This is a genomic window from Streptomyces sp. NPDC048664 (genome assembly GCF_040650555.1).
In the GTDB taxonomy this organism is placed as follows: Bacteria; Actinomycetota; Actinomycetes; order Streptomycetales; family Streptomycetaceae; genus Streptomyces.
In genome coordinates this window covers 48,594-70,655 of the sequence record NZ_JBEZHK010000026.1, presented here as the reverse complement: position 1 = coordinate 70,655, position 22,062 = coordinate 48,594, and the positions used below count along the sequence as shown (strand labels likewise).

Annotated in this window: 16 protein-coding genes and 1 tRNA gene; 7 read left to right on the top strand and 10 right to left on the bottom strand. The window is 71.3% G+C overall.

What is annotated here, in order from left to right; translation table 11 throughout:
* Positions 1–152: 152 nt before the first annotated feature.
* Positions 153–1,622, top strand: a complete 1,470-nt coding sequence (gene pyk / locus AB0C59_RS25535) for a pyruvate kinase (RefSeq protein WP_363008413.1) — start codon at positions 153–155, stop codon at positions 1,620–1,622.
* Positions 1,623–1,681: 59 nt separating this feature from the next.
* Here the strand turns inward: pyk and AB0C59_RS25530 are convergent.
* Positions 1,682–1,764, bottom strand: a tRNA-Leu gene (locus tag AB0C59_RS25530).
* A gap of 98 nt (positions 1,765–1,862) precedes the next feature.
* On the opposite strand from AB0C59_RS25530, the gene AB0C59_RS25525 reads away from it, so the two are divergent.
* Positions 1,863–2,513, top strand: coding sequence for a response regulator (locus AB0C59_RS25525; protein ID WP_363008412.1), 651 nt, complete (start codon positions 1,863–1,865; stop codon positions 2,511–2,513).
* A gap of 68 nt (positions 2,514–2,581) precedes the next feature.
* Here the strand turns inward: AB0C59_RS25525 and AB0C59_RS25520 are convergent, their stop codons facing one another.
* From AB0C59_RS25520 to AB0C59_RS25490, 7 genes are all read right to left on the bottom strand, one after another.
* Positions 2,582–3,298 carry an ABC transporter ATP-binding protein gene (locus tag AB0C59_RS25520; protein ID WP_363008410.1) on the bottom strand — a complete coding sequence of 239 codons (717 nt, stop codon included), beginning with the start codon at positions 3,296–3,298 and terminating at the stop codon, positions 2,582–2,584.
* Positions 3,295–4,248 carry an ABC transporter ATP-binding protein gene (locus AB0C59_RS25515; protein WP_363008479.1) on the bottom strand — a complete coding sequence of 318 codons (954 nt, stop codon included), beginning with the start codon at positions 4,246–4,248 and terminating at the stop codon, positions 3,295–3,297. The genes AB0C59_RS25520 and AB0C59_RS25515 overlap by 4 nt, the downstream gene beginning before the upstream one ends.
* An 8-nt stretch (positions 4,249–4,256) precedes the next feature.
* Positions 4,257–6,035, bottom strand: coding sequence for a branched-chain amino acid ABC transporter permease (locus tag AB0C59_RS25510; protein WP_363008477.1), 1,779 nt, complete (start codon positions 6,033–6,035; stop codon positions 4,257–4,259).
* 5 nt (positions 6,036–6,040) lie between these two features.
* Positions 6,041–6,970: a branched-chain amino acid ABC transporter permease gene (locus AB0C59_RS25505; RefSeq protein WP_363008408.1), complete on the bottom strand. Its 930-nt coding sequence runs from the start codon at positions 6,968–6,970 to the stop codon at positions 6,041–6,043.
* Positions 6,971–7,074: 104 nt separating this feature from the next.
* Positions 7,075–8,301: a branched-chain amino acid ABC transporter substrate-binding protein gene (locus AB0C59_RS25500; RefSeq protein ID WP_363008406.1), complete on the bottom strand. Its 1,227-nt coding sequence runs from the start codon at positions 8,299–8,301 to the stop codon at positions 7,075–7,077.
* 717 nt (positions 8,302–9,018) lie between these two features.
* On the bottom strand, positions 9,019–9,516 hold the full coding sequence (locus tag AB0C59_RS25495; protein WP_363008403.1) for a hotdog fold thioesterase: 498 nt from the start codon (positions 9,514–9,516) through the stop codon (positions 9,019–9,021).
* A 65-nt stretch (positions 9,517–9,581) separates the two neighbouring features.
* Positions 9,582–11,861, bottom strand: a complete 2,280-nt coding sequence (locus tag AB0C59_RS25490; RefSeq protein WP_363008401.1) for an FdhF/YdeP family oxidoreductase — start codon at positions 11,859–11,861, stop codon at positions 9,582–9,584.
* A 229-nt stretch (positions 11,862–12,090) separates the two neighbouring features.
* Between AB0C59_RS25490 and polA the strand changes: the two genes are divergently transcribed.
* Positions 12,091–14,817 carry a DNA polymerase I gene (gene polA / locus AB0C59_RS25485; RefSeq protein WP_363008399.1) on the top strand — a complete coding sequence of 909 codons (2,727 nt, stop codon included), beginning with the start codon at positions 12,091–12,093 and terminating at the stop codon, positions 14,815–14,817.
* 117 nt (positions 14,818–14,934) lie between these two features.
* On the top strand, positions 14,935–15,342 hold the full coding sequence (locus AB0C59_RS25480) for a hypothetical protein (RefSeq protein WP_363008397.1): 408 nt from the start codon (positions 14,935–14,937) through the stop codon (positions 15,340–15,342).
* On the opposite strand, the gene AB0C59_RS25475 is transcribed toward AB0C59_RS25480, so the two are convergent.
* Complete coding sequence (locus AB0C59_RS25475; protein ID WP_363008395.1) at positions 15,269–16,123, bottom strand: DUF4184 family protein; 855 nt, start codon at positions 16,121–16,123, stop codon at positions 15,269–15,271. The two genes, AB0C59_RS25480 and AB0C59_RS25475, sit on opposite strands and share 74 nt — an antisense overlap.
* Before the next feature lie 262 nt (positions 16,124–16,385).
* Here AB0C59_RS25475 and AB0C59_RS25470 point away from each other — a divergent pair, with 262 nt between their 5' ends.
* From AB0C59_RS25470 to AB0C59_RS25460, 3 genes are all read left to right on the top strand, one after another.
* Complete coding sequence (locus AB0C59_RS25470; RefSeq protein WP_363008393.1) at positions 16,386–18,149, top strand: lytic transglycosylase domain-containing protein; 1,764 nt, start codon at positions 16,386–16,388, stop codon at positions 18,147–18,149.
* Between the two features lie 145 nt (positions 18,150–18,294).
* Complete coding sequence (locus tag AB0C59_RS25465) at positions 18,295–18,429, top strand: SPW_0924 family protein (RefSeq protein ID WP_363008391.1); 135 nt, start codon at positions 18,295–18,297, stop codon at positions 18,427–18,429.
* Between the two features lie 19 nt (positions 18,430–18,448).
* Positions 18,449–19,441: a DUF3068 domain-containing protein gene (locus tag AB0C59_RS25460; RefSeq protein ID WP_363008389.1), complete on the top strand. Its 993-nt coding sequence runs from the start codon at positions 18,449–18,451 to the stop codon at positions 19,439–19,441.
* Here the strand turns inward: AB0C59_RS25460 and hrpB are convergent.
* Positions 19,431–22,049, bottom strand: a complete 2,619-nt coding sequence (gene hrpB, locus AB0C59_RS25455) for an ATP-dependent helicase HrpB (protein WP_363008387.1) — start codon at positions 22,047–22,049, stop codon at positions 19,431–19,433. The two genes, AB0C59_RS25460 and hrpB, sit on opposite strands and share 11 nt — an antisense overlap.
* Between the last annotated feature and the right edge of the window lie 13 nt (positions 22,050–22,062).

Here is a 22,062-nt window from a genome sequence, read left to right as displayed (position 1 = left end):
CCGGCGGGACGCGCCCCGAAAGCCCCTCCGGAATGTTCATCGGAGCGCGTCACCGTATTCTTCGGAACCCGTCAAAAACGCTTCATCGAAAGGTTGTTGGCCCGTCATGTCACCCCGGACGGCTACCCGTCGGTAAGGCATACGCTCGCCCCATGCGCCGAGCGAAAATCGTCTGCACTCTGGGCCCCGCCACTCACACGTACGACCAGATCAAAGCAGTGGTCGAAGCCGGAATGGACGTAGCCCGCCTCAATCTCAGCCATGGCACCCACGACGAACACGAACAGCGCTGTCGGCACACCCGCCGGGCCGCCGCCGAGACCGGCCGCAGTGTCGGCGTCCTCGCCGACCTGCAAGGCCCGAAGATCAGACTCGGCCGCTTCGCCGAGGGCCCCGTACTCCTCGAACCCGGCGACACCTTCACCATCACCACCGAAGAGGGAACCCAGGGCGACCGCCACGTCTGCGGAACCACCTATCCCGCGCTCGCCGGCGATGTCACCCCCGGCGAACACATCCTCGTGGACGACGGCAAGGTCACCCTGCGCATCACCGCCGTCGACGGGCCCCGCATCCGCACCACCGTCGTCCAGGGCGGCATGGTCTCCGACCACAAAGGACTCAACCTCCCCACGGCCGCCGTCTCGGTGCCCGCCCTCTCCAAGAAGGACCAGGACGACCTCCGCTGGGCCCTGCGGGCCGGCTGCGACATCATCGCCCTCTCCTTCGTGCGCAATGCCCGCGACATCAAGGACGTCCACCGCATCATGAAAGAGGAGGGCCGCCGGCTCCCCGTCATCGCCAAGGTCGAAAAGCCCCAAGCGGTGCAGAACATCGAGGAGATCGTCGCCGCCTTCGACGGCATCATGATCGCCCGCGGTGATCTCGGCGTCGAAATGCCCCTCGAACACGTTCCCATCGTCCAGAAACGCGCCATCAAACTCGCCCGCCGCAACGCCAAGCCGGTCATCGTCGCCACCCAGATGCTCGACTCCATGATCGACCACCCGCGCCCCACCCGGGCCGAGGCCTCCGACGTCGCCAACGCCGTCATCGACGGCACCGACGCCGTCATGCTCTCCGGTGAGACGAGCATCGGACACCACCCCGTCGACACCGTCAGGACCATGGCCCGCATCATCACGGCAGCCGAGGAGGACCTCCTCACCAGGGGCCTTCCGCCTCTCACCGACAGCAACAAGCCGCGCACCCAGGGCGGCGCCGTCGCCCGCGCCGCGGCCGAGATCGGCGACTTCCTCGGAGCCCGGTTCCTCGTCGCCTTCACCCAGTCGGGCGACACCGCCCGCCGGCTCTCCCGCTACCGGTCCCCGATCCCCCTCCTGGCGTTCACCCCCGAACCCGCCACCCGCTCCCAGCTCAACCTCACCTGGGGCGTGGAGACCCTGCTGGGCCCCCACGTCGACTCCACCGACGCCATGGTCGAGCAGGTGGACGAACTCCTCATGAAGTACGGCCGCTGCCGCAAGGGGGACACCGTCGTGATCACGGCGGGCTCGCCACCCGGGGTCTCGGGCTCCACCAACATGGTCCGCGTCCACCACATCGGCGAGGACGACAGCCCCGCGCCGTCACCTACGGCCACCCCGCGCGACCCGTCGTGACGGCGCACAGCGAAAAGCGGATGTCACGAGAACGTGGACATCCGCTTCCAGGTCACCGGTGCCGGGTGCGGGATTCGAACCCGCACGCCCTTGCGAGCAGAGGTGTTTGAGACCTCCGTGTCTACCATTCCACCAACCCGGCCAGGCACTGCGGAGAGTGTACCGGTTCAGCACGGGCGGATGCCTCTGGGTAGGCTGCATGAGCAGCACCATCTCCCGAGCCCGTACCGAGGAGCCCGAGTGACCTCCCCCGAGTCGCCCCAGCCCGCCCACGACGACGACAGGTCGCACGTGCCTCCGCTGACGACCCGCGTCGTCATCGCCGAGGACGAGGCGCTCATCCGGCTCGACCTCAAGGAGATGCTGGAGGAGGAGGGCTACAGCGTGGTCGGTGAGGCCGGCGACGGTGAGCAGGCCGTGGAACTGGCCCGTGAGCACCGGCCCGACCTGGTCATCCTGGACGTGAAGATGCCCAAGCTCGACGGCATCTCGGCCGCCGAGAAGATCGCCGAGGAGAGCATCGCCCCGGTGCTGATGCTGACGGCGTTCTCGCAGCGGGACCTGGTGGAGCGGGCTCGGGACGCCGGGGCCATGGCGTACCTGGTGAAGCCGTTCAGCAAGACGGACGTGGTCCCGGCGATCGAGATGGCGGTGTCGCGGTTCCACGAGCTGAAGACGTTGGAGCGCGAGGTCGCGGACCTCACGCTGCGTCTGGAGACGCGCAAGCTGGTGGACCGGGCCAAGTCGGTTCTGCAGACGGAGTACGGGCTGACGGAGCCGGCGGCGTTCCGCTGGATCCAGAAGACGTCCATGGACCGGCGGATGTCGATGCAGCAGGTGGCCGAGGCGGTCATCCAGGACGCCGAGGAGAAGAAGGCGGCCAAGGGCTGATCCCCCTGCGTACGAGGCGAGGCCCGCACCCTTAGGGGTGCGGGCCTCGCCGTGTGTGCGGGGGTTGTTCAGTCCTCGCCGAGGTAGGCCTTGCGCACGGACTCGTCGTGGAGGAGGTCCTGTCCGGTGCCGGACAGGGCGATGGTGCCGATCTCCATGACATGGCCCTGGTCGGCGAGTGAGAGTGCCGCCTGGGCGTTCTGCTCGACGAGCAGGATGGTGGTGCCCTGGGACTTCAGTTCGGCGATGGTGGCCATGATCTTCTGCATCATGATCGGGGAGAGGCCCATGGAGGGCTCGTCGAGCATGAGCAGTTTGGGCCGGGACATGAGGGCGCGTCCCATGGCGAGCATCTGCTGCTCACCGCCGGAGAGGGTGCCCGCGGCCTGCTTGCGGCGTTCGCCGAGGATCGGGAAGAGGTCGTAGGCGCGCTGGATGTCCTTCTCGATGCCTTCCTTGTCCTTGCGGAGGAAGGCGCCGAGCTGGAGGTTCTCCGTGATGGTGAGGCGCGGGAAGATGTGCCGGCCCTCGGGGGAGTGGGCGAGTCCGAGGGCGACGATCTTGTGGGCGGGGACGTCCGCGAGGGGCTTCCCGTCGAAGGTGATCCTGCCTCCGCTGGGCTTGAGGAGGCCGGAGAGGGTACGCAGGGTGGTGGTCTTTCCGGCGCCGTTGGTGCCGATGAGGGTGACCACCTGGCCGGCCTCGACGCTGAAGGAGATGCCCTTGACGGCCTCGATCTTGCCGTAGGCGACTCTGAGGTCCTCGACCTCCAGGAGTGCGGTCACTGGGATTCTCCCTTGGTGCTGCTGGTGGAGCCGGTGGTGCTTTCCGCGGGGCCGTCGGCGCCGGCGTCGGCGTCAGCCTGGTCGCTGTCGCTGTCGCTGTCGCTGTCGGCTTCCGCGGCTGTGGCTGCGGCGGCCCCGGCCTCGGCGGCCTCGACCGCGGCGGCTTCCGCCTCTCCCGGTTCGCCCTCGAAGGGGGTGCCGAGATAGGCGGCGACGACGCGTTCGTCGGCCTGGACGACCTCGGAGGTTCCTTCGACGAGCTTTTCGCCCTGGACGAGGACGGCGACACGGTCGCAGAGGTTGAAGATGAACCGCATGTCGTGCTCGATGACAAGGACGGCGATGCCCATGTCACGGATGGCGAACACCAGTTCTTCCGTGGCGCGTGTTTCCTGCGGGTTCATGCCGGCGGTGGGTTCGTCCAGCAGAAGAAGCCCCGGCTCGCTGGCGAGTGCGCGGGCGATTTCGAGTTTCCGCTGTTCGCCGTACGGGAGATTGCGGGCGAGGTGGTCGCGTTTGGCGGCGAGTCCCACGAATTCCAGGAGTTCGAGCGCGCGTGCCTCGGATTCCCGCTCGGCCTTCTTGAATCCGGGTCCGCGCAGAAGGGCGGACCAGAGGCCTTCCTTGGTGCGGGTGTGGCGGCCGACGAGGACGTTCTCCAGGACGGTCATGTTGGCGAAGAGCCGGATGTTCTGGAACGTGCGGGCGATGCCGGCCTGGGTGACGAGATGGGGTTTGGGCGGCAGGACGGTGCCCTTGTAGGAGACCTTGCCCTCGGTGGGGACGTAGAGGCCGGTGAGGCAGTTGAAGAACGTGGTCTTGCCCGCGCCGTTGGGCCCGATGAGGCCGACGATCTCGCCGCTGTTGACGGTGAAGTCGACGGAGCGTACGGCGGTGAGGCCGCCGAAGCGCATGGTGACGGAGCTGGCTTCGAGTACTGGTGTGGTCATGGTGGTGGTCACGCCCCCGCCTTGGTGACGGCCGGTTCGTCGGCGAGCGTTGTCTGTGCGGGTACGTCCAGTTGGCCGGTCTCGTGGAACTCGAGCTGGCGGCGGCGGTTGGCGATGATGCCCTCGGGGCGGAAGCGCATGAGGAGGATGAGGGCGATCCCGAAGGCGAGGAGCTCGTAGTTCTTGAGGAACTGGAGCTTCTCGGGGATGAGGTAGAGCATGCTGGCGCCGAGCAGGGGGCCGCTGACGGTGCCCATGCCGCCGAGGACGACGGCGGCCAGCAGGAAGGCCGAGTTGGGCGGTGCGGCGCCGGCGAACTGGTAGGGCTGGGGGTTGACGCTGTAGTTGACGTGCGCCATGACGGTTCCGGCGAGTCCCGCGAGGGAGGCGCCGAGGGCGAAGGCCACGAGCTTGACCCTGAAGCCGTTGATGCCCATGGCGGTGGCGGCGGTCTCGTCCTCGCGGATGGCGACCCAGGAGCGGCCGATGCGGGAGTCGGCGGCGCGGGTGAAGACGAGCACGACGATCGCCGTGACGATGAGCATCAGGAAGAGGTAGTTGGCGAATCGGCCGAGGGTGAAGGAGCCGATGTCGTGGGAGTCGCCGAGGTTGATCCCGAAGATCTGGAGGTCCGGGATGCGGGAGATTCCGTTGGGCCCGTTGGTGAGGTTGGGGCCGGAGTCGCCGTCGAGGTTGTTGACGGTGATGCGGAAGATCTCTCCGAAGCCGAGGGTGACGATGGCGAGGTAGTCGCCGCGGAGGCGGAGCGTGGGAGCACCGATGAGGACGCCGAAGACGAGGCTGGCGGCCATACCGGTGAGGGCGGCGGCCCAGAAGGGGAACTGGACGCCGGAGAACCGGGAGAACTCGGAGCCGGAGACGAGGGCGGCGGCATAGGCGCCGACACCGAGGAAGGCGACGTATCCGAGGTCCAGCAGACCGGTGAGGCCGACGACGATGTTGAGGCCGAGGGCGACGGTGGCGAAGATCAGGATGCTGACGCCGAGGTTGGCGTTGTGGTCGTTGGCCTGCGTGAACGGGAAGATCACGGCGGCGACGAAGGCCAGGGTGGCGGCGAAGCCCTTGTGCCGGGCGCTGATGGCCGCGTAGCGGTCCAGGAGTCCGGCGTGGATGAGGGCCCAGGCGGCGAAGACGATCAGGAGCAGATAGCCGACGAACGTCTCGCTGGCGTCGTCGTCGATGCCGATGCCGTAGGTGAAGGCGACCAGCGCGAGAGCGGTGCCGACGGTGATGACGGCGCGCTGGGCCAGCGGGCTGAGGTCGCGGGGGCGGGGCTGGTCGGGCTTGGCCAGGTAGCCGCGGAAGCCGGTGCCGGGTGCGGGGTGGGGCAGCGCGAGGGCGCCGACCACCGGGAGGGCGGAGGCGACCATGGCGACCCAGGCGCCGGGGTCGAGGTTGACCAGGCCGTTGAGGTCGACCGCGATGGCGATGCCGGTGAACCAGCAGACGGCGAAGGCGGACAGCGCCATCAGGAGGACGGGAGAGCTGGCACCCGAGGGGTTGAGCCTGCTCAGGCCCGGCACGTTCCACAGGGTGAGGGCGTACAGGAGGGTGAGCGCTCCGGCGACGAGGGCGAGGATCTGGAGTCCGGCGGGGTAGCCGTAGACGGTGAGGTCGCCGGGGAAGTCCGGGGTCCAGGTCCAGCTGAGGAAGGTGCTGGCGATGGTGCCGATCGCGCCGGCGCCGATGAGCAGGCGGGCGGCGGCCCGGGGCAGGGGCACGGGACCGTGCCCGGTCGTGGTGCTGGTGGTGCTGGTGTTGGTCATGGTGGTCACGCCCTGTCCGCGACGCGTTCGCCGAGCAGACCCTGGGGTCTGAAAAGAAGCACGAGGATGAGCAGGACGAAGGCCCATACGGCGGCCCAACCCTGTCCTCCGAGCTGGTGCATGCCGGGGATGTCGGCGATGTAGGCGGTGGCCATGGCCTCGGTGAGGCCGAGGACGAGTCCGCCGAGCATGGCGCCGTAGATGTTGCCGATACCGCCGAGCACGGCGGCCGTGAAGGCCTTGAGGCCGGCGATGAAGCCCATGTCGTAGGAGACGGAGCCGTACTTGAGGCCGTAGGAGAGGCCGGCGACCGCGGCGAAGAACCCGCCGATGGCGAAGGCGATGACGATGATGCGGTTGGTGTCGATGCCCATCAGCTGCGCGGTGTCCGGGTCCTGGGCGGTGGCCTGCATGGCGCGCCCGGTGCGGGAGAGGCGGACGAAGAACGCGAGGACGGCCATGCACAGGGGGGCGGCGATGATGAGGAAGATGTCGCCGCTCTGGATGGTGATCGACCCGAGGTGGTACGGCCCGAACGGGAGCTGGGGGAAGACGCGTGCGGACTTGGCGTCGGGGTACCAGTTGAAGACGGCCTGCTGGATGGCGAGGGAGAGGCCGATGGCGGTGATCAGGGGGGCGAGGCGGGGTGCTCCGCGCAGGGGGCGGTAGGCGAAGCGTTCCGCGCCGACCGCGATCAGGACGGAGACGAGCGCTCCGCCGATGAGCATGGCCGGCAGGGCAATCCACATGGATGTGCCGTCCGGAAGGGCGAGGTAGACCGTGAGGGCTCCGAACCCTCCGGTCATGAAGATCTCGCCGTGGGCGAAGTTGATGAGCTGGACGATGCCGTACACCATCGTGTAGCCGATGGCGATCAGCCCGTACATCGAGCCGAGGAACAGCCCGTTGGCCAGCTGCTGCGGCAGGGTGTTCACCGCATGGCCTCCATGTGGTGGGGAGAGTGAGAGGTAGAGGGCGGGCCGCGCGGTGACGGTGGTCTGCGCCGCGCGGCCCGGGGTGTAGCCGGTGGGGTGTCGGATCAGCTCTTCGGCTCGAAGGTGCCGCTCTTGACGGACTTCCACTCGTCGCCGGTGACCTGGTAGACGGTCAGCTGCTTGTTGGTGGTGTCGCCGTACTGGTCGAAGCTGATCTTGCCGGAGATGCCGTCGAAGGAGGTCTTCTGGACGGCGGAGACGACCTGGGCGCGGGCGTCGGCGGGGAGCTTGCCGTCCTTCAGGACCTGGCCGACGGCCTTGATGATGGCGGTGGCGGCGTCGTAGGAGTAGCTGCCGTAGGTGCCGTAGTCACCGGGGTACTTCTTGGCCTTGTAGGCGGCGATGAAGTCCTTGGCGGCGGGCAGGGTGTCGACGGGGACGCCGATGGAGGTGACGAGGTCGCCCTGGGCGGCCTTGCCGGCGGTCTTGATGTAGGTCGGGGTGAACATGCCGTCACCGCCGAAGAGCGGGATCTTGGCGCCGGCGTCCTTGAGCTGCTTGGTGAGGACCTCGGACTCGTCGTACTGGCCGCCGTAGTAGAGCAGGTCGGCGCCCGAGTTCTTGATCTTGGTGACGAGGGTGGAGAAGTCGCGGTCGCCGACGCTGACGTGGTCGGTGCCGGCGATCTTGCCGCCCTGCGCGGTGAACTGCTCCTTGAAGATCTTGGCGAGGCCGGCGCCGTAGGTCTGCTTGTCGTCGACGACGAAGACCTTCTTCTTCTTGAGGCCGTTGTAGGCGTAGTCCGCGGCGAAGCCGCCCTGGGAGGCGTCGGTGGTCGCGGTGCGGAAGTAGGTCTTGAAGGGGCGGCTCTTGCTCGTCTGCCAGTTCTTGCCCTGGGTCAGCTCGGGGGCGGTGTTGGAGGGGGAGATCTCGACCAGGTTGGCGGTCTCGAAGACCTGCTGCATCTGGGTCGCCACGCCGGAGTTGAGGGGGCCGACCACGCCGAGGACGGAGTCGTCGGCGACGAGCTGGGTGGCGTTCTGCTGGCCGGTGGCGGGCAGCGCCTTGTCGTCCAGCGCCTTGATCTTGAAGGTGACGCCGGGGACGGTGTGGTTCTTGTTGGCGTCGTCGACGGCGATCTGCGCGCCGTACTGGATGCCGAGGCCGGTGGCGGAGTTCTGGCCGGTCAGGGGGGCGTCGACGCCGATGGTGACGGTGACGCCGCCCTTGTCGCCGCTCTTGTTGTCGCTGTCGCGGGAGCCGCACGCGGTGAGGGTCAGAGCTCCGGTGGTGAGGACGGAGGTGAGGATCACCAGAGAACGCTGTCGCACAATCAGTCCTTTCCGCAGGCATGGCAGCCCTGTTGAGGGGCCGCGCGAATGCGGCGCTGGTACCGAACTCCCGATGGAGCGGTGACTGGCCGTGACTCTAAGCCTGGTGTGAGGAGATGGGTATCGGGGTGGGCTGGCTTGTGACTTTCTTGTTATGACGTGCGGGTTGGTGTGTATCGGTGAAGTCGGTTCTCGGACGGTTCGGCGAACTTTCGGCGTGGTCCGCATTTTGAGAATGCGCACTTCCGCTCGGCTGTGGGCGGCCCTTTGATCGGAGTGTGCCGGGACCGGCGCGCGAGGGTGGAAAAGATCGCGCGGCGAGGTGCGGAGGCGGGCGAGAGCATGATCATCAATTGCGCGCGTGTTACACAGCGTTACGCGGAGAATTCCAAGATCCGTATTCAGGGACGGTCTGGAACGGTCGGATTCGGATATCTGGCGGTCGATCCGACGTATTTGTCCGGGCACGCACGGTAACGGGCGGGTTGGGTGCGGTCCGGGGGCGCGGCGGAGAGTGGCGTGATCCGGTGGTGAGGTGGACGTCAACCGGACTGCGCCCGGCGGGGGCTGAGGGGGAGTCGGTGGCGGGTGCGTGAGGGTGGTGGGGTGACCGGAAGACGCCGCAGGGGTGCCCGCGGTGTCGCGGGCACCCCTGTGCGGGTCTGCCGTGGGCCGGTCCCGTGGTCGGCGTGGGGGCGGCCGTGGGGCGGCCGCGGGTCAGCTCCCGGTGGCGTCGGTGCGGACGTGTTCGGCGTCGCGGGGGTGGACGTCGCGCAGCAGGCAGGTCAGACGGGCGGTGCAGACGCGCTTGCCGTCCTCGCCGCTGATGACGATCTCGTAGGTGGCGGTGGAGCGGCCGCGGTGCACCGGGGTGGCGACCCCGGTCACCATGCCGGAGCGCACCCCGCGGTGGTGGGTGCAGTTCAGGTCGACCCCCACGGCGATCTTGGACACTCCGCCGTGCAGCATCGAGCCGACCGAGCCGAGGGTCTCGGCGAGGACCGCGGAGGCGCCGCCGTGGAGCAGGCCGTAGGGCTGCGTGTTGCCTTCCACCGGCATGACGCCGACGACCCGGTCCGCGGAGGCCTCGACGATCTGGACCCCCATGCGGGTGCCGAGGTGCCCGGCGGAGAAGAGGGCGGGCAGGTCGACGCCGAGCGCGGCGTACTCGTCGAGGACCTCTTGAGAGAACTTCACGCTGTGCTGCTCGCCCATGGTGGAAAGCTCCGTTCGTCGGATGGGGCCACGTGGCGGCCGTCGGCCGGCGACTGAGCAAACGCTCAGTCGGTCGGTGATTGTTCCAGGCGGATCACGACGGACTTGCTGGCGGGGGTGTTGCTGATGTCGGCGGTGGCGTCGAGCGGGACCAGGACGTTGGTCTCCGGGTAGTAGGCGGCCGCGCAGCCGCGGGCGGTCGGGTAGTGCACGACGCGGAAGCCGGGGGCGCGCCGCTCGGCCCCGTCCTTCCACTCGCCGATCAGATCGACGTACGAGCCGTCGGCGACGCTCAGCGCCCGGGCGTCCTCGGGGTTGATCAGCACCACCCGGCGCCCGTTCCTGATCCCTCGGTAGCGGTCGTCCAGGCCGTAGATGGTGGTGTTGTACTGGTCGTGCGAGCGCAGGGTCTGGAGCAGGAGCCGCCCTTCGGGCACCCGGGGGTACTCCACGGGCGCGGCCGTGAAGTTGGCCTTGCCGGTGGCGGTGGGGAAGCGGCGCTCGTCGCGAGGGGCGTGGGGCAGGGCGAATCCGCCGGGGTGGGCCACGCGCGCGTTGAAGTCCTGGAAGCCCGGCACGACGCGTGCGATGCGGTCGCGGACGGCGGCGTAGTCGTGCTCGAACTCCTCCCAGGGGACCGTGTCGTCCGCGCCGAGCACGCGGCGTGCCAGACGGCTCACTATGGCGGGTTCGGACAGCAGCTGGGGGCTCGCGGGCGCGAGCCGCCCGCGGGAGGCGTGGACCATGCCCATGGAGTCCTCGACCGTGACGAACTGCTCGCCGCCGCGCTGGACGTCGCGTTCTGTGCGGCCGAGGGTGGGCAGGATCAGCGCGCGGGCCCCGGTCACGACGTGCGAGCGGTTGAGCTTGGTGGACACGTGGACGGTGAGCCGGGCGCGGCGCATCGCGGCCTCGGTGACGTCGGTGTCGGGGGAGGCGGACACGAAGTTGCCGCCCATCGCGAAGAAGACCTTCGCCTCGCCGTCGCGCAGCGCGCGGATGGCCCGTACGACGTCGTAGCCGTGCTCGCGCGGCGGGGCGAAGCCGAACTCCTTCTCCAGGGCGTCGAGGAAGGCGGCCGCGGGGCGTTCGAAGATGCCCATGGTGCGGTCGCCCTGCACGTTCGAGTGGCCGCGCACGGGGCACACGCCGGCGCCGGGGCGGCCGACGTTGCCGCGCAGCAGCAGGAAGTTGACGACCTCGCGGATGGTGGGGACGGAGTGCTTGTGCTGGGTGAGGCCCATGGCCCAGCAGACGATGGTGCGCCGGGAGGCGAGCACCATGGCCAGGGCCCGCTCGATCTCCTCGCGGGTGAGGCCGGTCGCGGTGAGTGTCTCGTCCCAGTCGGCGTCGCGGGCGGCCTTGGCGAACTCCTCGAAGCCGTGCGTGTGTTCGCGGATGAACTCCTCGTCCAGCGCGCCGTCCGCCTCCAGGACCAGCTTGTTCAGGAGGCGGAAGAGGGCCTGGTCGCCGCCGATGCGGATCTGGAGGAACAGGTCCGTCAGGGCGGCGCCCTTGAGCATGCCCTGGGGGGTCTGCGGGTTCTTGAAGCGCTCCAGGCCCGCCTCGGGCAGCGGGTTGACGCTGATGATCCGCGCCCCGCCGGCCTTGGCCTTCTCCAGGGCGGAGAGCATGCGCGGGTGGTTGGTGCCGGGGTTCTGCCCCGCGACGATGATCAGGTCCGCCGTGTGCAGGTCGTCGAGCAGGACGCTGCCCTTGCCGACGCCGAGGGTCTCGGTGAGCGCGGAGCCGGACGACTCGTGGCACATGTTGGAGCAGTCGGGCAGGTTGTTGGTGCCCAGCCGGCGGGCGAAGAGCTGGTAGAGGAACGCGGCCTCGTTGCTGGTGCGGCCGGAGGTGTAGAAGACGGCCTCGTCGGGGGAGGCGAGGGCGGTGATCTCCTCGGCGACGATGTCGAAGGCGCGCTCCCAGGTGACCGGTTCGTAGTGCGTCGCGCCCTCGGCCAGGTACATGGGGTGCGTCAGGCGCCCTTGCTGGCCCAGCCAGTAGCCGCTGCGGCCGGCGAGGTCGCCGACGGGGTGCGCGGCGAAGAAGTCGGGGGTGACCCGGCGCAGGGTGGCTTCCTCGGCGACCGCCTTCGCGCCGTTCTCGCAGAACTCCGCCGCGTGCCGGTGCTCGGGCTCGGGCCACGCGCAGCCGGGGCAGTCGAAGCCGTTCTTCTGGTTCACCTGCAGCAGGGTGAGCGCGGTGCGGCGCACGCCCATCTGCTGCTGGGCGATGCGCAGGGTGTGGCCGATCGCGGGCAGCCCGGCGGCCGCGTGCTGGGGCGCGCTGACCCGCGGAGCGTCCTGGACCGGATCGCTCTTGGGCGGCTTGCTGGCCATCTGGGCCCTCCCCTTTTCGCTGCGTGTGTGCGGTGACGTCCTCGATCCTCGCACGGGGCGGTGACAGCGCGGCCGCCCGGTCACGTCACATCGAGGGGGGCGGCCCCGGCATCCGGGGCGGGCCGGCCCGGGCGGTGCTCCGCACGGTGGGTGGTGCGAGGGTCGCACCGGGTCGCGGGCGGGCCGCACCCGGGCCCGGGTGTCAGCGGGGCGTGGCAGGATCGGGGGCGTGGCAGAGAAAGCATCGAAGAAGACCGAGAACACCCCCGGCGGCGACCGTCCGCGGCTGATGCTCATGGACGGGCACTCGCTGGCCTACCGCGCGTTCTTCGCGCTGCCCGCGGAGAACTTCACGACCGCGACGGGCCAGCCGACGAACGCGATCTACGGCTTCGCGTCGATGCTGGCGAACACGCTGCGCGACGAGGCGCCCACGCACTTCGCGGTGGCGTTCGACGTCTCGCGCAAGACCTGGCGCTCCGAGGAGTTCGCCGAGTACAAGGCGAACCGTTCGAAGACCCCGGACGAGTTCAAGGGCCAGGTCGAGCTGATCGGCGAGCTGCTCGACGCGATGCAGGCGCGCCGTTTCGCCGTCGAGGGCTACGAGGCGGACGACATCATCGCCACCCTCGCCACCCAGGCCGAGGCCGAGGGCTTCGAGGTGCTGATCGTCACCGGCGACCGCGACTCCTTCCAGCTGGTCAGCGAGCACACGACGGTGCTGTACCCCACCAAGGGCGTCTCGGAGCTCACGAGGTTCACTCCCGAGAAGGTCTTCGAGAAGTACGGGTTGACACCGGCGCAGTACCCGGACTTCGCGGCGCTGCGCGGCGACCCGTCGGACAACCTGCCGGGCATCCCGGGAGTGGGGGAGAAGACGGCCGCGAAGTGGATCAACCAGTTCGGTTCGTTCGCGGAGCTGGTCGAGCGGGTCGAGGAGGTCAAGGGCAAGGCCGGGCAGAACCTGCGCGACCACCTGGAGTCGGTGAAGCTCAACCGCAGGCTCACGGAGCTGGAGCGGGGGGTGGAGCTGCCGGGCGCCGTCACCGACCTGCTGCGTGCCCCCTACGACCGCAAGACCGTCGCGATGGTCCTGGACACCCTGGAGATCAGGAACCCGTCGCTGCGCGAGCGGCTGTTCGCCGTGGACCCCGGCACCGAGGAGGCCGAAGCGACCCCGGTCGCGGCGGACGGCGTGGAGCTGGACGGCGCGGTGCTGGGCGCGGGCGAGCTGAAGCCCTGGCTGGCGCAGCACGGTGATCGGCCGCTGGGCATGGCGACGGTCGACTCCTGGGCGCTCGGCGCCGGGTCGGTGGCCGAGATCGCCCTGGCCGCGGCGGACGGGGCGGCGGCCTGGTTCGATCCGGCGGCGGTGGACGAGGAGGACGAGAAGGCGTTCGCCGCGTGGCTCGCCGATCCCGCGCGGCCGAAGGTGCTCCACAACGCCAAGCGCGTGATGCGGGTTCTGCCCGAGCACGGCTGGTCCGTGGAGGGTGTGGCCATGGACACGGCGCTCGCCGCCTACCTGGTCAAGCCGGGCCGCCGCTCGTTCGCGCTGGACGCGCTGTCGCTGGAGTACCTGGGCCGTGAGCTCACCCCGGCCGCGACGGCGGACGGGCAGCTCGCGTTCGGGGCGGACGAGGGCGCCGAGGCCCAGGCGCTCATGATCCAGGCCCGCGCGGTCCTCGACCTCGGCGACGCGTTCGAGGAGAAGCTGGGCGAGGTCGGCGCGGCGGAGCTGCTGCGGGACATCGAGCTGCCGGTGTCCGCGCTGCTCGCCCGCATGGAGCGGCACGGCATCGCCGCGGACCGCACCCACCTGGAGACCATGGAGCAGACGTTCGCCGGCGCCGTCCAGCAGGCGGTGAAGGAGGCGCACGCGGCGGCGGGCCACGAGTTCAACCTGGGCTCGCCGAAGCAGCTTCAGGAGGTCCTCTTCGGGGAGCTGGGTCTGCCCAGGACGAAGAAGACGAAGACGGGCTACACGACGGACGCGGACGCGCTGGCATGGCTGGCCGCCCAGACGGACAACGAACTGCCCGTGGTCATGCTGCGGCACCGCGAGCAGGCGAAGCTGCGGGTGACGGTCGAGGGCCTGATCAAGACGATCGCGCCCGACCGGCGGATCCACACCACGTTCAACCAGACGGTGGCGGCGACGGGCCGTCTGTCGTCCACGGACCCCAACCTGCAGAACATCCCGGTGCGGACGGACGAGGGCAGGGCGATCCGCCGGGGCTTCGTGGTCGGCGAGGGCTTCGCCTCGCTGATGACGGCGGACTACAGCCAGATCGAGCTGCGGGTGATGGCGCACCTGTCCGAGGACGAGGGCCTGATCGAGGCGTTCACCTCCGGGGAGGACCTCCACACCACGGTGGCCTCGCAGGTCTTCGGGGTCGACCGGGACGCGGTGGACGCGGAGATGCGACGCAAGATCAAGGCGATGTCGTACGGGCTGGCGTACGGCCTGTCGGCGTTCGGCCTGTCCCAGCAGCTGAACATCGACGCCGGAGAGGCCCGCGGCCTCATGGACACCTACTTCGAGCGGTTCGGCGGGGTCAGGGACTACCTGCGCCGCGTGGTGGACGAGGCGAGGGCGACCGGCTACACGGAGACGCTGTTCGGGCGCCGGCGCTACCTGCCCGACCTGAACAGCGACAACCGCCAGCGCCGGGAGATGGCGGAGCGCATGGCGCTCAACGCGCCGATCCAGGGCACGGCCGCGGACATCGTCAAGATCGCCATGCTGAACGTGGACCGGGCGCTGGGTGGGGAGGGGCTGGAGTCCCGCATGCTCCTGCAGGTGCACGACGAGATCGTGCTGGAGGTCGCCTCGGGCGAGCGTGAGCGGGTGGAGGAGCTGGTGCGCCGCGAGATGGCGGGGGCGGTCCGGCTGCGGGCGCCGCTGGACGTGTCGGTGGGCGCGGGAGGCGACTGGGAGTCGGCCGCGCACTGAGTCCCGGCCGGGGGCGTGGGGCGGCCACCCGGCTCCCCGCGCTCCCGCGCGGCGGGTGTCACCCGTGTGGTCGCGGTGGGCGGGGCAGGACGGCGGCCGGGGTGTAGAGAATGCCCCATGGGTATACGTCCGCCGCCCCGCTCGGGCTGTGCGCCCGGGGTGAGCACCGTCCGTCTGCCCGGCCTCTCCCGGACCGCCCGTGCCCTCGTGCTCGTCACCCTGGCGGCGAGGGCCCTGCGGGACGCCTGGAAGGCGCGGGCCGACCGCCTGCGGCGCCTGCCGGGCCGTTCGGGGCCGAGCTGCGCCCGGGTGGGCGACCTGCGGGGCCACGAGGCGGACGGTTCGGTGGCCGTGCGGTTCCGTGCCGTGGGCGCCGCCGTCCGCGCGTCGGTGGCGGCGCTGTGCGCGGCCGTCCACCGTCGCCGCTTCCCGTCCCGGCCCGCCGGAGCGGTCAGCGGGACGTCTGGCCCAGCGGCGCCGTTCGAGCGTCCTCCGGGCCGGCCGGAGCCGGACGCCAGGCCCTGACGCCGGCCGCGCACAGCGCCAGCCCCACGGCGAGACCCGCGCCGGCGCCGAAGCAGACCGTCGGGATCAGGTCCCAGGGCCGGGCCGCCGCTCCCCAGTACGCCCACCAGCGTGAGGCGCGCTGCACCGCTCCGGCCGCCGCGCACGCGCCGATCACCGAGCCCGCCAGCCAGCGGTCGGCCCACGACAGCAGGGGCACGGCCGAGATCGCGGTGGAACCGGTCGGCACCCGCCTCAGCGCCCGCGCCACGAACAGCGCGATCACCGCCGCCGCCAGCACGGAACTCCCGTACTGCAGGTACCAGTACAGCGGGGCACCGGCGATCTGGCGCCCCAGCGCGGGGATCTGCCGTGTCCCCCAGCGGTCGGGGTGGGTGAAGTCGTCCCACACGACATGTGTCAGCGCGCCCAGCGCCGCGGAGACGTACCACCACAGGACCGTCCGGAAGGAGAGCCTGCGGCGTGGGGCGCCGCAGCGCGCCAGCGCCGCCACCCGCTTCTGCCACGTCTGCGGCAGCAGCGCCACCAAGGGCTCGCGTACGGCCAGCCAGGCCCCCGCCAGTGCCCACGCGAGGAGCACGTCGATCGTGAACACCCCGCCCAGGGAGTGCGTGACGTCACCGAACCTCATGCCCCCGGACAGCACGCTGGCCGCGTAGTAGGTCAGGTCGGGTGCGAACGACCCCGCCACCAGGACCGCCGGGACCAGCCGCCCGCGACCGGTTCCGTCCGTGTGCACGGCGGGCAGCACGGCCGCGGCATGGCTGAGGGTGAACGGCACATCGGCTCCCCGCGGCAGTCGTCGGCCGGGTACAACCACCCGGCGATCACACGCGTCCAGTATGAGGGACACATGAGAAAGGCGGGGCGGTACGTCCGGCTTCGGCACGCGGCCCAACCGGACATGGCCAACCGGTGAATACCGGGCGCGTACGGGTCCCGGGTCAAAGGAAGTTGTCGTAGGGTCACTTGGTCGCCGCACCCGGTGAGGGGTGCGGACGGCATGACGACCGGACAGAAGGTCCACGGGAGGGGTTCAGTCGATGGCGGTGCATTTCGGCGCGAGGTTGCGCAAGGGGGCGACGACCACCGCCGTGGCCGCGGCGGCGGTCGCGGCTCTGGCGGCGTCCCAGGCACCGGGAGCGGCCGGCGAGCAGGGCCGGCATCCCACCGGCACCCCGGCCGCCCCCGACATCGAGGCCGCCGGCAGCGGCCGCAGCGGTGACGGCGACGGCTCCGCCACCGGAAACAGCCGCTACTACACCGACCTGCCGCCGCTCAACAGCCCCACCGCGACCCCCAGCCCGAGCGCGGGACCCGTCACCGGCCCGGGCGGGAGCTTCTCGGGCGGCATACCGGCCACCGTTCTCGACGCCTACCAGAAGGCCGAGGCCGAGCTCCGGCGCTCCAAGCCGCAATGCAATCTGCCGTGGCAACTCCTCGCCGCGATCGGCAAGGTGGAGTCGGGTCAGGCCGAGGGCGGCCGGGTCGACGCGGACGGCACGACGTACGGCAAGATCCTCGGCCCGGTGCTGAACGGCGACGGCTTCGCCAGCATCCCGGACACCGACGGCGGCGCGTACGACGGTGACAGCGCCTACGACCGCGCGGTCGGCCCCATGCAGTTCATCCCGTCCACCTGGCGGTGGGCGGGCCGCGACGGCAACGGGGACGGGGTCAAGGACCCGAACAACGTCTACGACGCCGCCCTCGCCGCCGGCCACTACCTGTGCCGTGCGGACCGCGACCTGACGGTCCAGGCCGACATGAACGCCGCGATCCTCGGCTACAACGACTCACAGGACTACCTGAACACCGTTCTGTCCTGGTACGAGTACTACCGCAAGGGGATCCACACGATCCCGGACGGCACGGGCGCACTGCCCTCGCACCACAGCGACGACCGTTCCGGCGCGAGGCCCGCGCCCACGCCGTCGAAGAAGCACCGGCCGCGCCCCGACACCCACAAGCCGGCCGGTGGGGGCACGGCACCCGACCCGAAGCCGTCGGCCCCGGGCAAGCCGGGGACGACGACGCCGCCCACCCCCACCGACACGGTGGACCACCTGGCGGACGGCGGCACCGGTGAACTCTCCGCGCGCACAGGGGACACCTTCGGCCGCAAGGCCGTGGTGAAGGCGGTGACCAAGGCGGGACGGGCCGTGGCGAAGGTGCGCGTGCGGTTCACGGTCAGCGGCGACACGGACGCCCTCTTCGCGGGCGGCGAGAAGGTGGCGACGGTCGTCACCGACGCGTCGGGCAGGGCCACCGCGCCCGCGCTGGTCGCCGGGGCGAAGACGGGCGACTTCAAGGTCAGCGCCTTCGTGGTGGGCCGCACGGTGAGCGTCCTCTCCCTCCCGGCCACCGTCACCGAACGCCGGGCGGACCTCCTCGCCCGTACCGCCGACACCGAGCTGACCTGCACTCCGGGCGGGGAGTTCGCGGACCAGGTCGAGGTGAAGGCCACGTACAAGGGTGCCGTCGCGGACGGCGTCGCCGCCACCGCCACCCTCGTCACCTCGGCCGACGACCCGGCCGAGAACGACGAGGGGCCCTCCTTCAAGGACGCGGACGGCAAGCCCGTACGGACCCTCACCGGCCTGAAGACCGACGCGCACGGCCTGCTGAAGCTTCCGAAGCTGTACGCCGACGACACGACCGGCACCTTCCTGCTCCGCGTCACCACCGCGGGCGGGGCCACCGTGACCGTCGAGCTGAAGGTCGCTCAGGCCGCGCCGTCCTCCGACCCCACCTCGGGCTCCTCGCCCACCCCCTCGCCGAGCGGCTCGCCGAGCCCGTCCGCCTAGTCGCGCTCCTCCACGGTGGCGTCCCCTTCGTCTTCGTCCGAAGGGGGCGCCACCGTCGTCGTTGGCACGACCTGTTCTCATCTCGTGCGCCCGTTGCTACGGTGGCCGACCTGACGATCCATCAGTTGTGGTCGGGGAGGCCCGGATGCGCGCCCTCGTAGCAGCCGCGATCGGTCTCGCCGCCGCGTTCGCCCTGGTGCTCGCCCTGACCGCCGTGGGTTCCCCGACCGGGAAGACGTCCCCGAAACCGCTGCTGACGACGGTTCCCAGCCACCCGTGACGCACCGGAGGACGACGAGATGCGACGCACGGCCGCTCTGATCCTGCTCGCCTTCGCCGTGTTCCTCACGGCGCTGTCCCCGCTGCTGCGCTGGTACGCCTACCCGCGCCTGGCGCGGATCCCCGCGAACCAGTACCAGGCCGTGGTCCTGGAGGCGAGGAACGCCACCCTCCTCGACTACGGCACCATGCAGGCCCGCACGGTCCCGAAGGTCACCATCGTGCAGACCCTCAAGGGCGACGTGGAGGCCGCCGCGGAGATCGACAGGACGGCCGGCCGGGACGTGGTGGTCTGGGACGGCCTCTCCTACGTGCAGGGCCCCGACGGCAAGATGGTCTCCCGCGTGCCCGAGCGCTACATCTTCGACGCGCACAGCCAGGAACCCGTCCACGCGACCGGCGAGACGGTGGACGGCGACCCCGTGCGCCGGGACGGTATCGAGTTCAAGTGGCCGTTCCTGACCCAGAAGAGGGACTACGAGTACTTCGACGCGCAGACGCGCACCACGTCCCCCATCCACTACAAGGGCACGCGGACCTTCCGGGGCCTGCGGGTCTACTACTTCGAGCAGACCGTCCCCTGGAGGAAGGTGCCCTTCCCCAAGAGCATGCCCGTACAGGGCATCACCCCCGAGTCGGTCGCGAGGACCGGCACGACCCGCTGGTACACCACGGTCCGCCGGTTCTGGGTCGAGCCCGTCACCGGCGCGCCCGTCTACGGCGAGGAGAGCCACAAGGAGGAGCTGCGCGGTGGCACGCTCCTCGGCGGCCGCGACAAGGTCACGGCGTTCGCGGGCGACGTGAAGATGCGCGAGGACTACGTCAGGTCGACCGTCGCCCTGGTCGAACACAACCGCGTGCTGATCCTGATGCTGACGTCGTACCTGCCGTGGGGCTTCCTGGGGCTGGGTCTCGGCCTGGCGGCGCTGTCCCTGTACGTCGAGGCGCGCGGCCGGCGGCCCGCCGAGCCGGCCCCCGGGCGGACCGGTGAGCCGGAGCCCGTCACCGCCTGAGCCGGGCGTTCGTGTGCCGGGTGGGCTCCGCGGTGGCCGGGTCCTCGGGCCAGGGGTGCTTGGGGTAGCGGCCCCGCAGCTCCGCCCGCACGGCGCGGTAGCCGCTGCGCCAGAAGGAGGCGAGGTCGGCGGTGACGGCGGCCGGACGCCCGGCGGGGGAGAGCAGATGGACGAGCACCGGCACACCCGCGATCTCGGGTGAGGAGCGCAGTCCGAACATCTCCTGGAGCTTCACGGCCAGTACGGGGCGCTCGGGGTCGGCGTAGTCGACGGTGATCCTGGACCCGCTGGGGACGGTGATCCGTTCCGGGGCCAGCTCGTCCAGGCGGGCGGCGTCCCCGGTGGACCAGGGCAGCAGCCGGGACAGGCACTGACCGGCGTCGATCCGCGCCAGGTCGGCGCGCCGCCTGGCGCGGCCGAGTTCGGGCTCCAGCCATTCGTCCACGCGCGCGTGCAGCGCGTCGTCCCCGACAGCGGGCCAGGGCTCACCCAGACGCAGCCGCAGAAAGGCGAGCCGCTGCCGCAGCAGCCGGGCCTCGGGGGTCCAGCGCAGCAGACCGAGCCCCTCCTCGCGAAGTCCCTCCCGAAGAGCCTCGCCCACGGCCGCCGGGGCGGGCTCCCGCAGGGGGCGCACCGTCAGCTCGACGGCGCCGAGCCGCTCCACGCTCCGGGCGACGACATCCCCGTCGGCCCAGCGCACCTCCTGGGCGGCGGAGCGCACCGCGCCCGCGGCCCGCCGCGCCACCTCCTCGTCCACGACGGCCGCGAGACGCACGCGCGCGTGCCGTGCCCCGACGGGCCGGTCGGCGACGGCGACCGCGAGCCAGGGGGCACCGCGCAGGGCAGAACCGTCCCCGGTCTCCGCCCGACTGCCGTTCACCATGAGATACGACCCGCCGTCGTCCCGCGCCAGACGCTCGGGGAAGGCGAGGGCGGCGACCAGGCCCACGGCATGGTCGTCCGACACGCGCGCCGCACCGGCGGAGGAGCCGCTCGCGTCGGCCCCGTCCGCCGCGTCGGCCGTGTCAGCGGGATCGGCGAGGCCGCCAGGATCGGCGAGGCCGTCAGGTTCGGCAGGGCCGTGGGAAGAAGCCGACGGCGCGGCGTTCTCGTACGCGGCCCGCAGCCGGCGCGCCTCCTCCCGCCAGCGAGCCGCGTACGCGTCGCCCCCGCGCCGGGCCGCCCGCCACACGGCCGCCAGATCGTCCCCGTACTCCTGGGGCGGCTCCTCGCTCAGGAGCGCGACGACCTCGGCGGCGCGCACCGGACCGACGGACGGCGCGGCGTCCAGCAGCGCCCTCGCCAGCCGCGGATGCAGGCCGATCCGGGACATCCGGGCGCCCCGCCGCGTGGCCCGCCCCGCCGTGTCCACCGCGCCGATCGCCGACAGCACCGACCGCGCCGCCGCCATCGCTCCGTCCGGCGGAGCGTCCAGGAAGCGCAGCCCGGTCGCGTCCGGGTCGCCCCAGCACGCGACCTGAAGGGCGAAGGCCGTCAGATCGGCGAGCCTGATCTCCGGCGCCGGGAAGGCGGGCAGCCGTAGGTCCTCGGCCTCGGGCCAGCAGCGGTACACCCGGCCCGCCGCCTCACGGCCCGCCCGACCCGCACGCTGCCGGCCCGCCGCCCGCGAGGCCCGTACCGTCGTCAGCGCGCTCAGCCCGCGCGCGTGGTCCACCCGCGGCTCGCGCGCGAGCCCCGAGTCGACCACCACGCGCACCCCGGGCACGGTCAGCGAGGACTCCGCGACGGAGGTCGAGAGCACCACCCGCCGTCGCGCGCCGGGGGACAGCACCGCGTCCTGCACGGCGGCCGGTGCCCTGCCGTGCACCTGGAGCACCTCCACGCCGTCCAGGCCGCCCAACCGGGCCGCCACGCGCGCGATCTCCCCGACTCCGGGCAGGAAGCACAGCACGTCCCCCTCGCACTCGGCCAGCGCCCGGCGCACCACCGACGCCACGTGCGCCACGAGCGCCGGATCCACGCGCAGCCCGTGCGGCGGCCTCACCGGACGGGCGGGCGGCGCCCACACCACCTCGACGGGATGCGCGACCCCCTGGGCCTCGACGACCGGGGCGCCGCCCAGCAGCCCGGCCCAGCCCGCGGCGTCCGTCGTCGCGGAGGCCGCGACCAGCCGCAGGTCGGGCCGCAGGGTCTCCCGGACGTCGAGCAGGAACGCGGCGGCCGTGTCGGCGTCCAGATGCCGCTCATGGCACTCGTCCAGCACCACCACGTCCACGCCGGACAGCTCCTGGTCGCGCTGCAGCCGCTGGAGCAGCACACCGGTGGTGACGACCTCCACGCGTGTGTGGCGCCCCCTCACCCGCTCCCCGCGCACGGTGTGGCCGACGCTGCCTCCGGGCTTCTCCCCGAGCAGCCACGCCATACGCCGGGCCGCGGCCCGCGCGGCGATCCGCCGGGGCTCGGCGACCACCACCCGGCGTGCCGGACCGCCGCCCACCAGACCGGCCAGGACCAGCGGCACGAGCGTGGTCTTGCCGGTGCCGGGCGGCGCGCACAGCACCGCGGCACCGTGCTCCTCCAGCGCGTCCTGGAGAGCGGGGACGGCGGAGTGGACGGGAAGGCGGTCCAGAGCGTCGTGGCGGATCACCGCACCAGTGTTC

Excerpts from the sequence above, each read along its gene's own strand:
- AB0C59_RS25490 (WP_363008401.1), bottom strand. The coding sequence starts at position 11,861 with ATGGCCAGCAAGCCGCCCAAGAGCGATCCGGTCCAGGACGCTCCGCGG.
- AB0C59_RS25460 (WP_363008389.1), top strand. The coding sequence starts at position 18,449 with ATGCGACGCACGGCCGCTCTGATCCTGCTCGCCTTCGCCGTGTTCCTC.
- AB0C59_RS25515 (WP_363008479.1), bottom strand. The coding sequence starts at position 4,248 with ATGACCACACCAGTACTCGAAGCCAGCTCCGTCACCATGCGCTTCGGC.
- AB0C59_RS25510 (WP_363008477.1), bottom strand. The coding sequence starts at position 6,035 with ATGACCAACACCAGCACCACCAGCACCACGACCGGGCACGGTCCCGTG.
- pyk (WP_363008413.1), top strand. The coding sequence starts at position 153 with ATGCGCCGAGCGAAAATCGTCTGCACTCTGGGCCCCGCCACTCACACG.
- AB0C59_RS25495 (WP_363008403.1), bottom strand. The coding sequence starts at position 9,516 with ATGGGCGAGCAGCACAGCGTGAAGTTCTCTCAAGAGGTCCTCGACGAG.
- AB0C59_RS25480 (WP_363008397.1), top strand. The coding sequence starts at position 14,935 with ATGGGTATACGTCCGCCGCCCCGCTCGGGCTGTGCGCCCGGGGTGAGC.
- AB0C59_RS25470 (WP_363008393.1), top strand. The coding sequence starts at position 16,386 with ATGGCGGTGCATTTCGGCGCGAGGTTGCGCAAGGGGGCGACGACCACC.
- AB0C59_RS25465 (WP_363008391.1), top strand. The coding sequence starts at position 18,295 with ATGCGCGCCCTCGTAGCAGCCGCGATCGGTCTCGCCGCCGCGTTCGCC.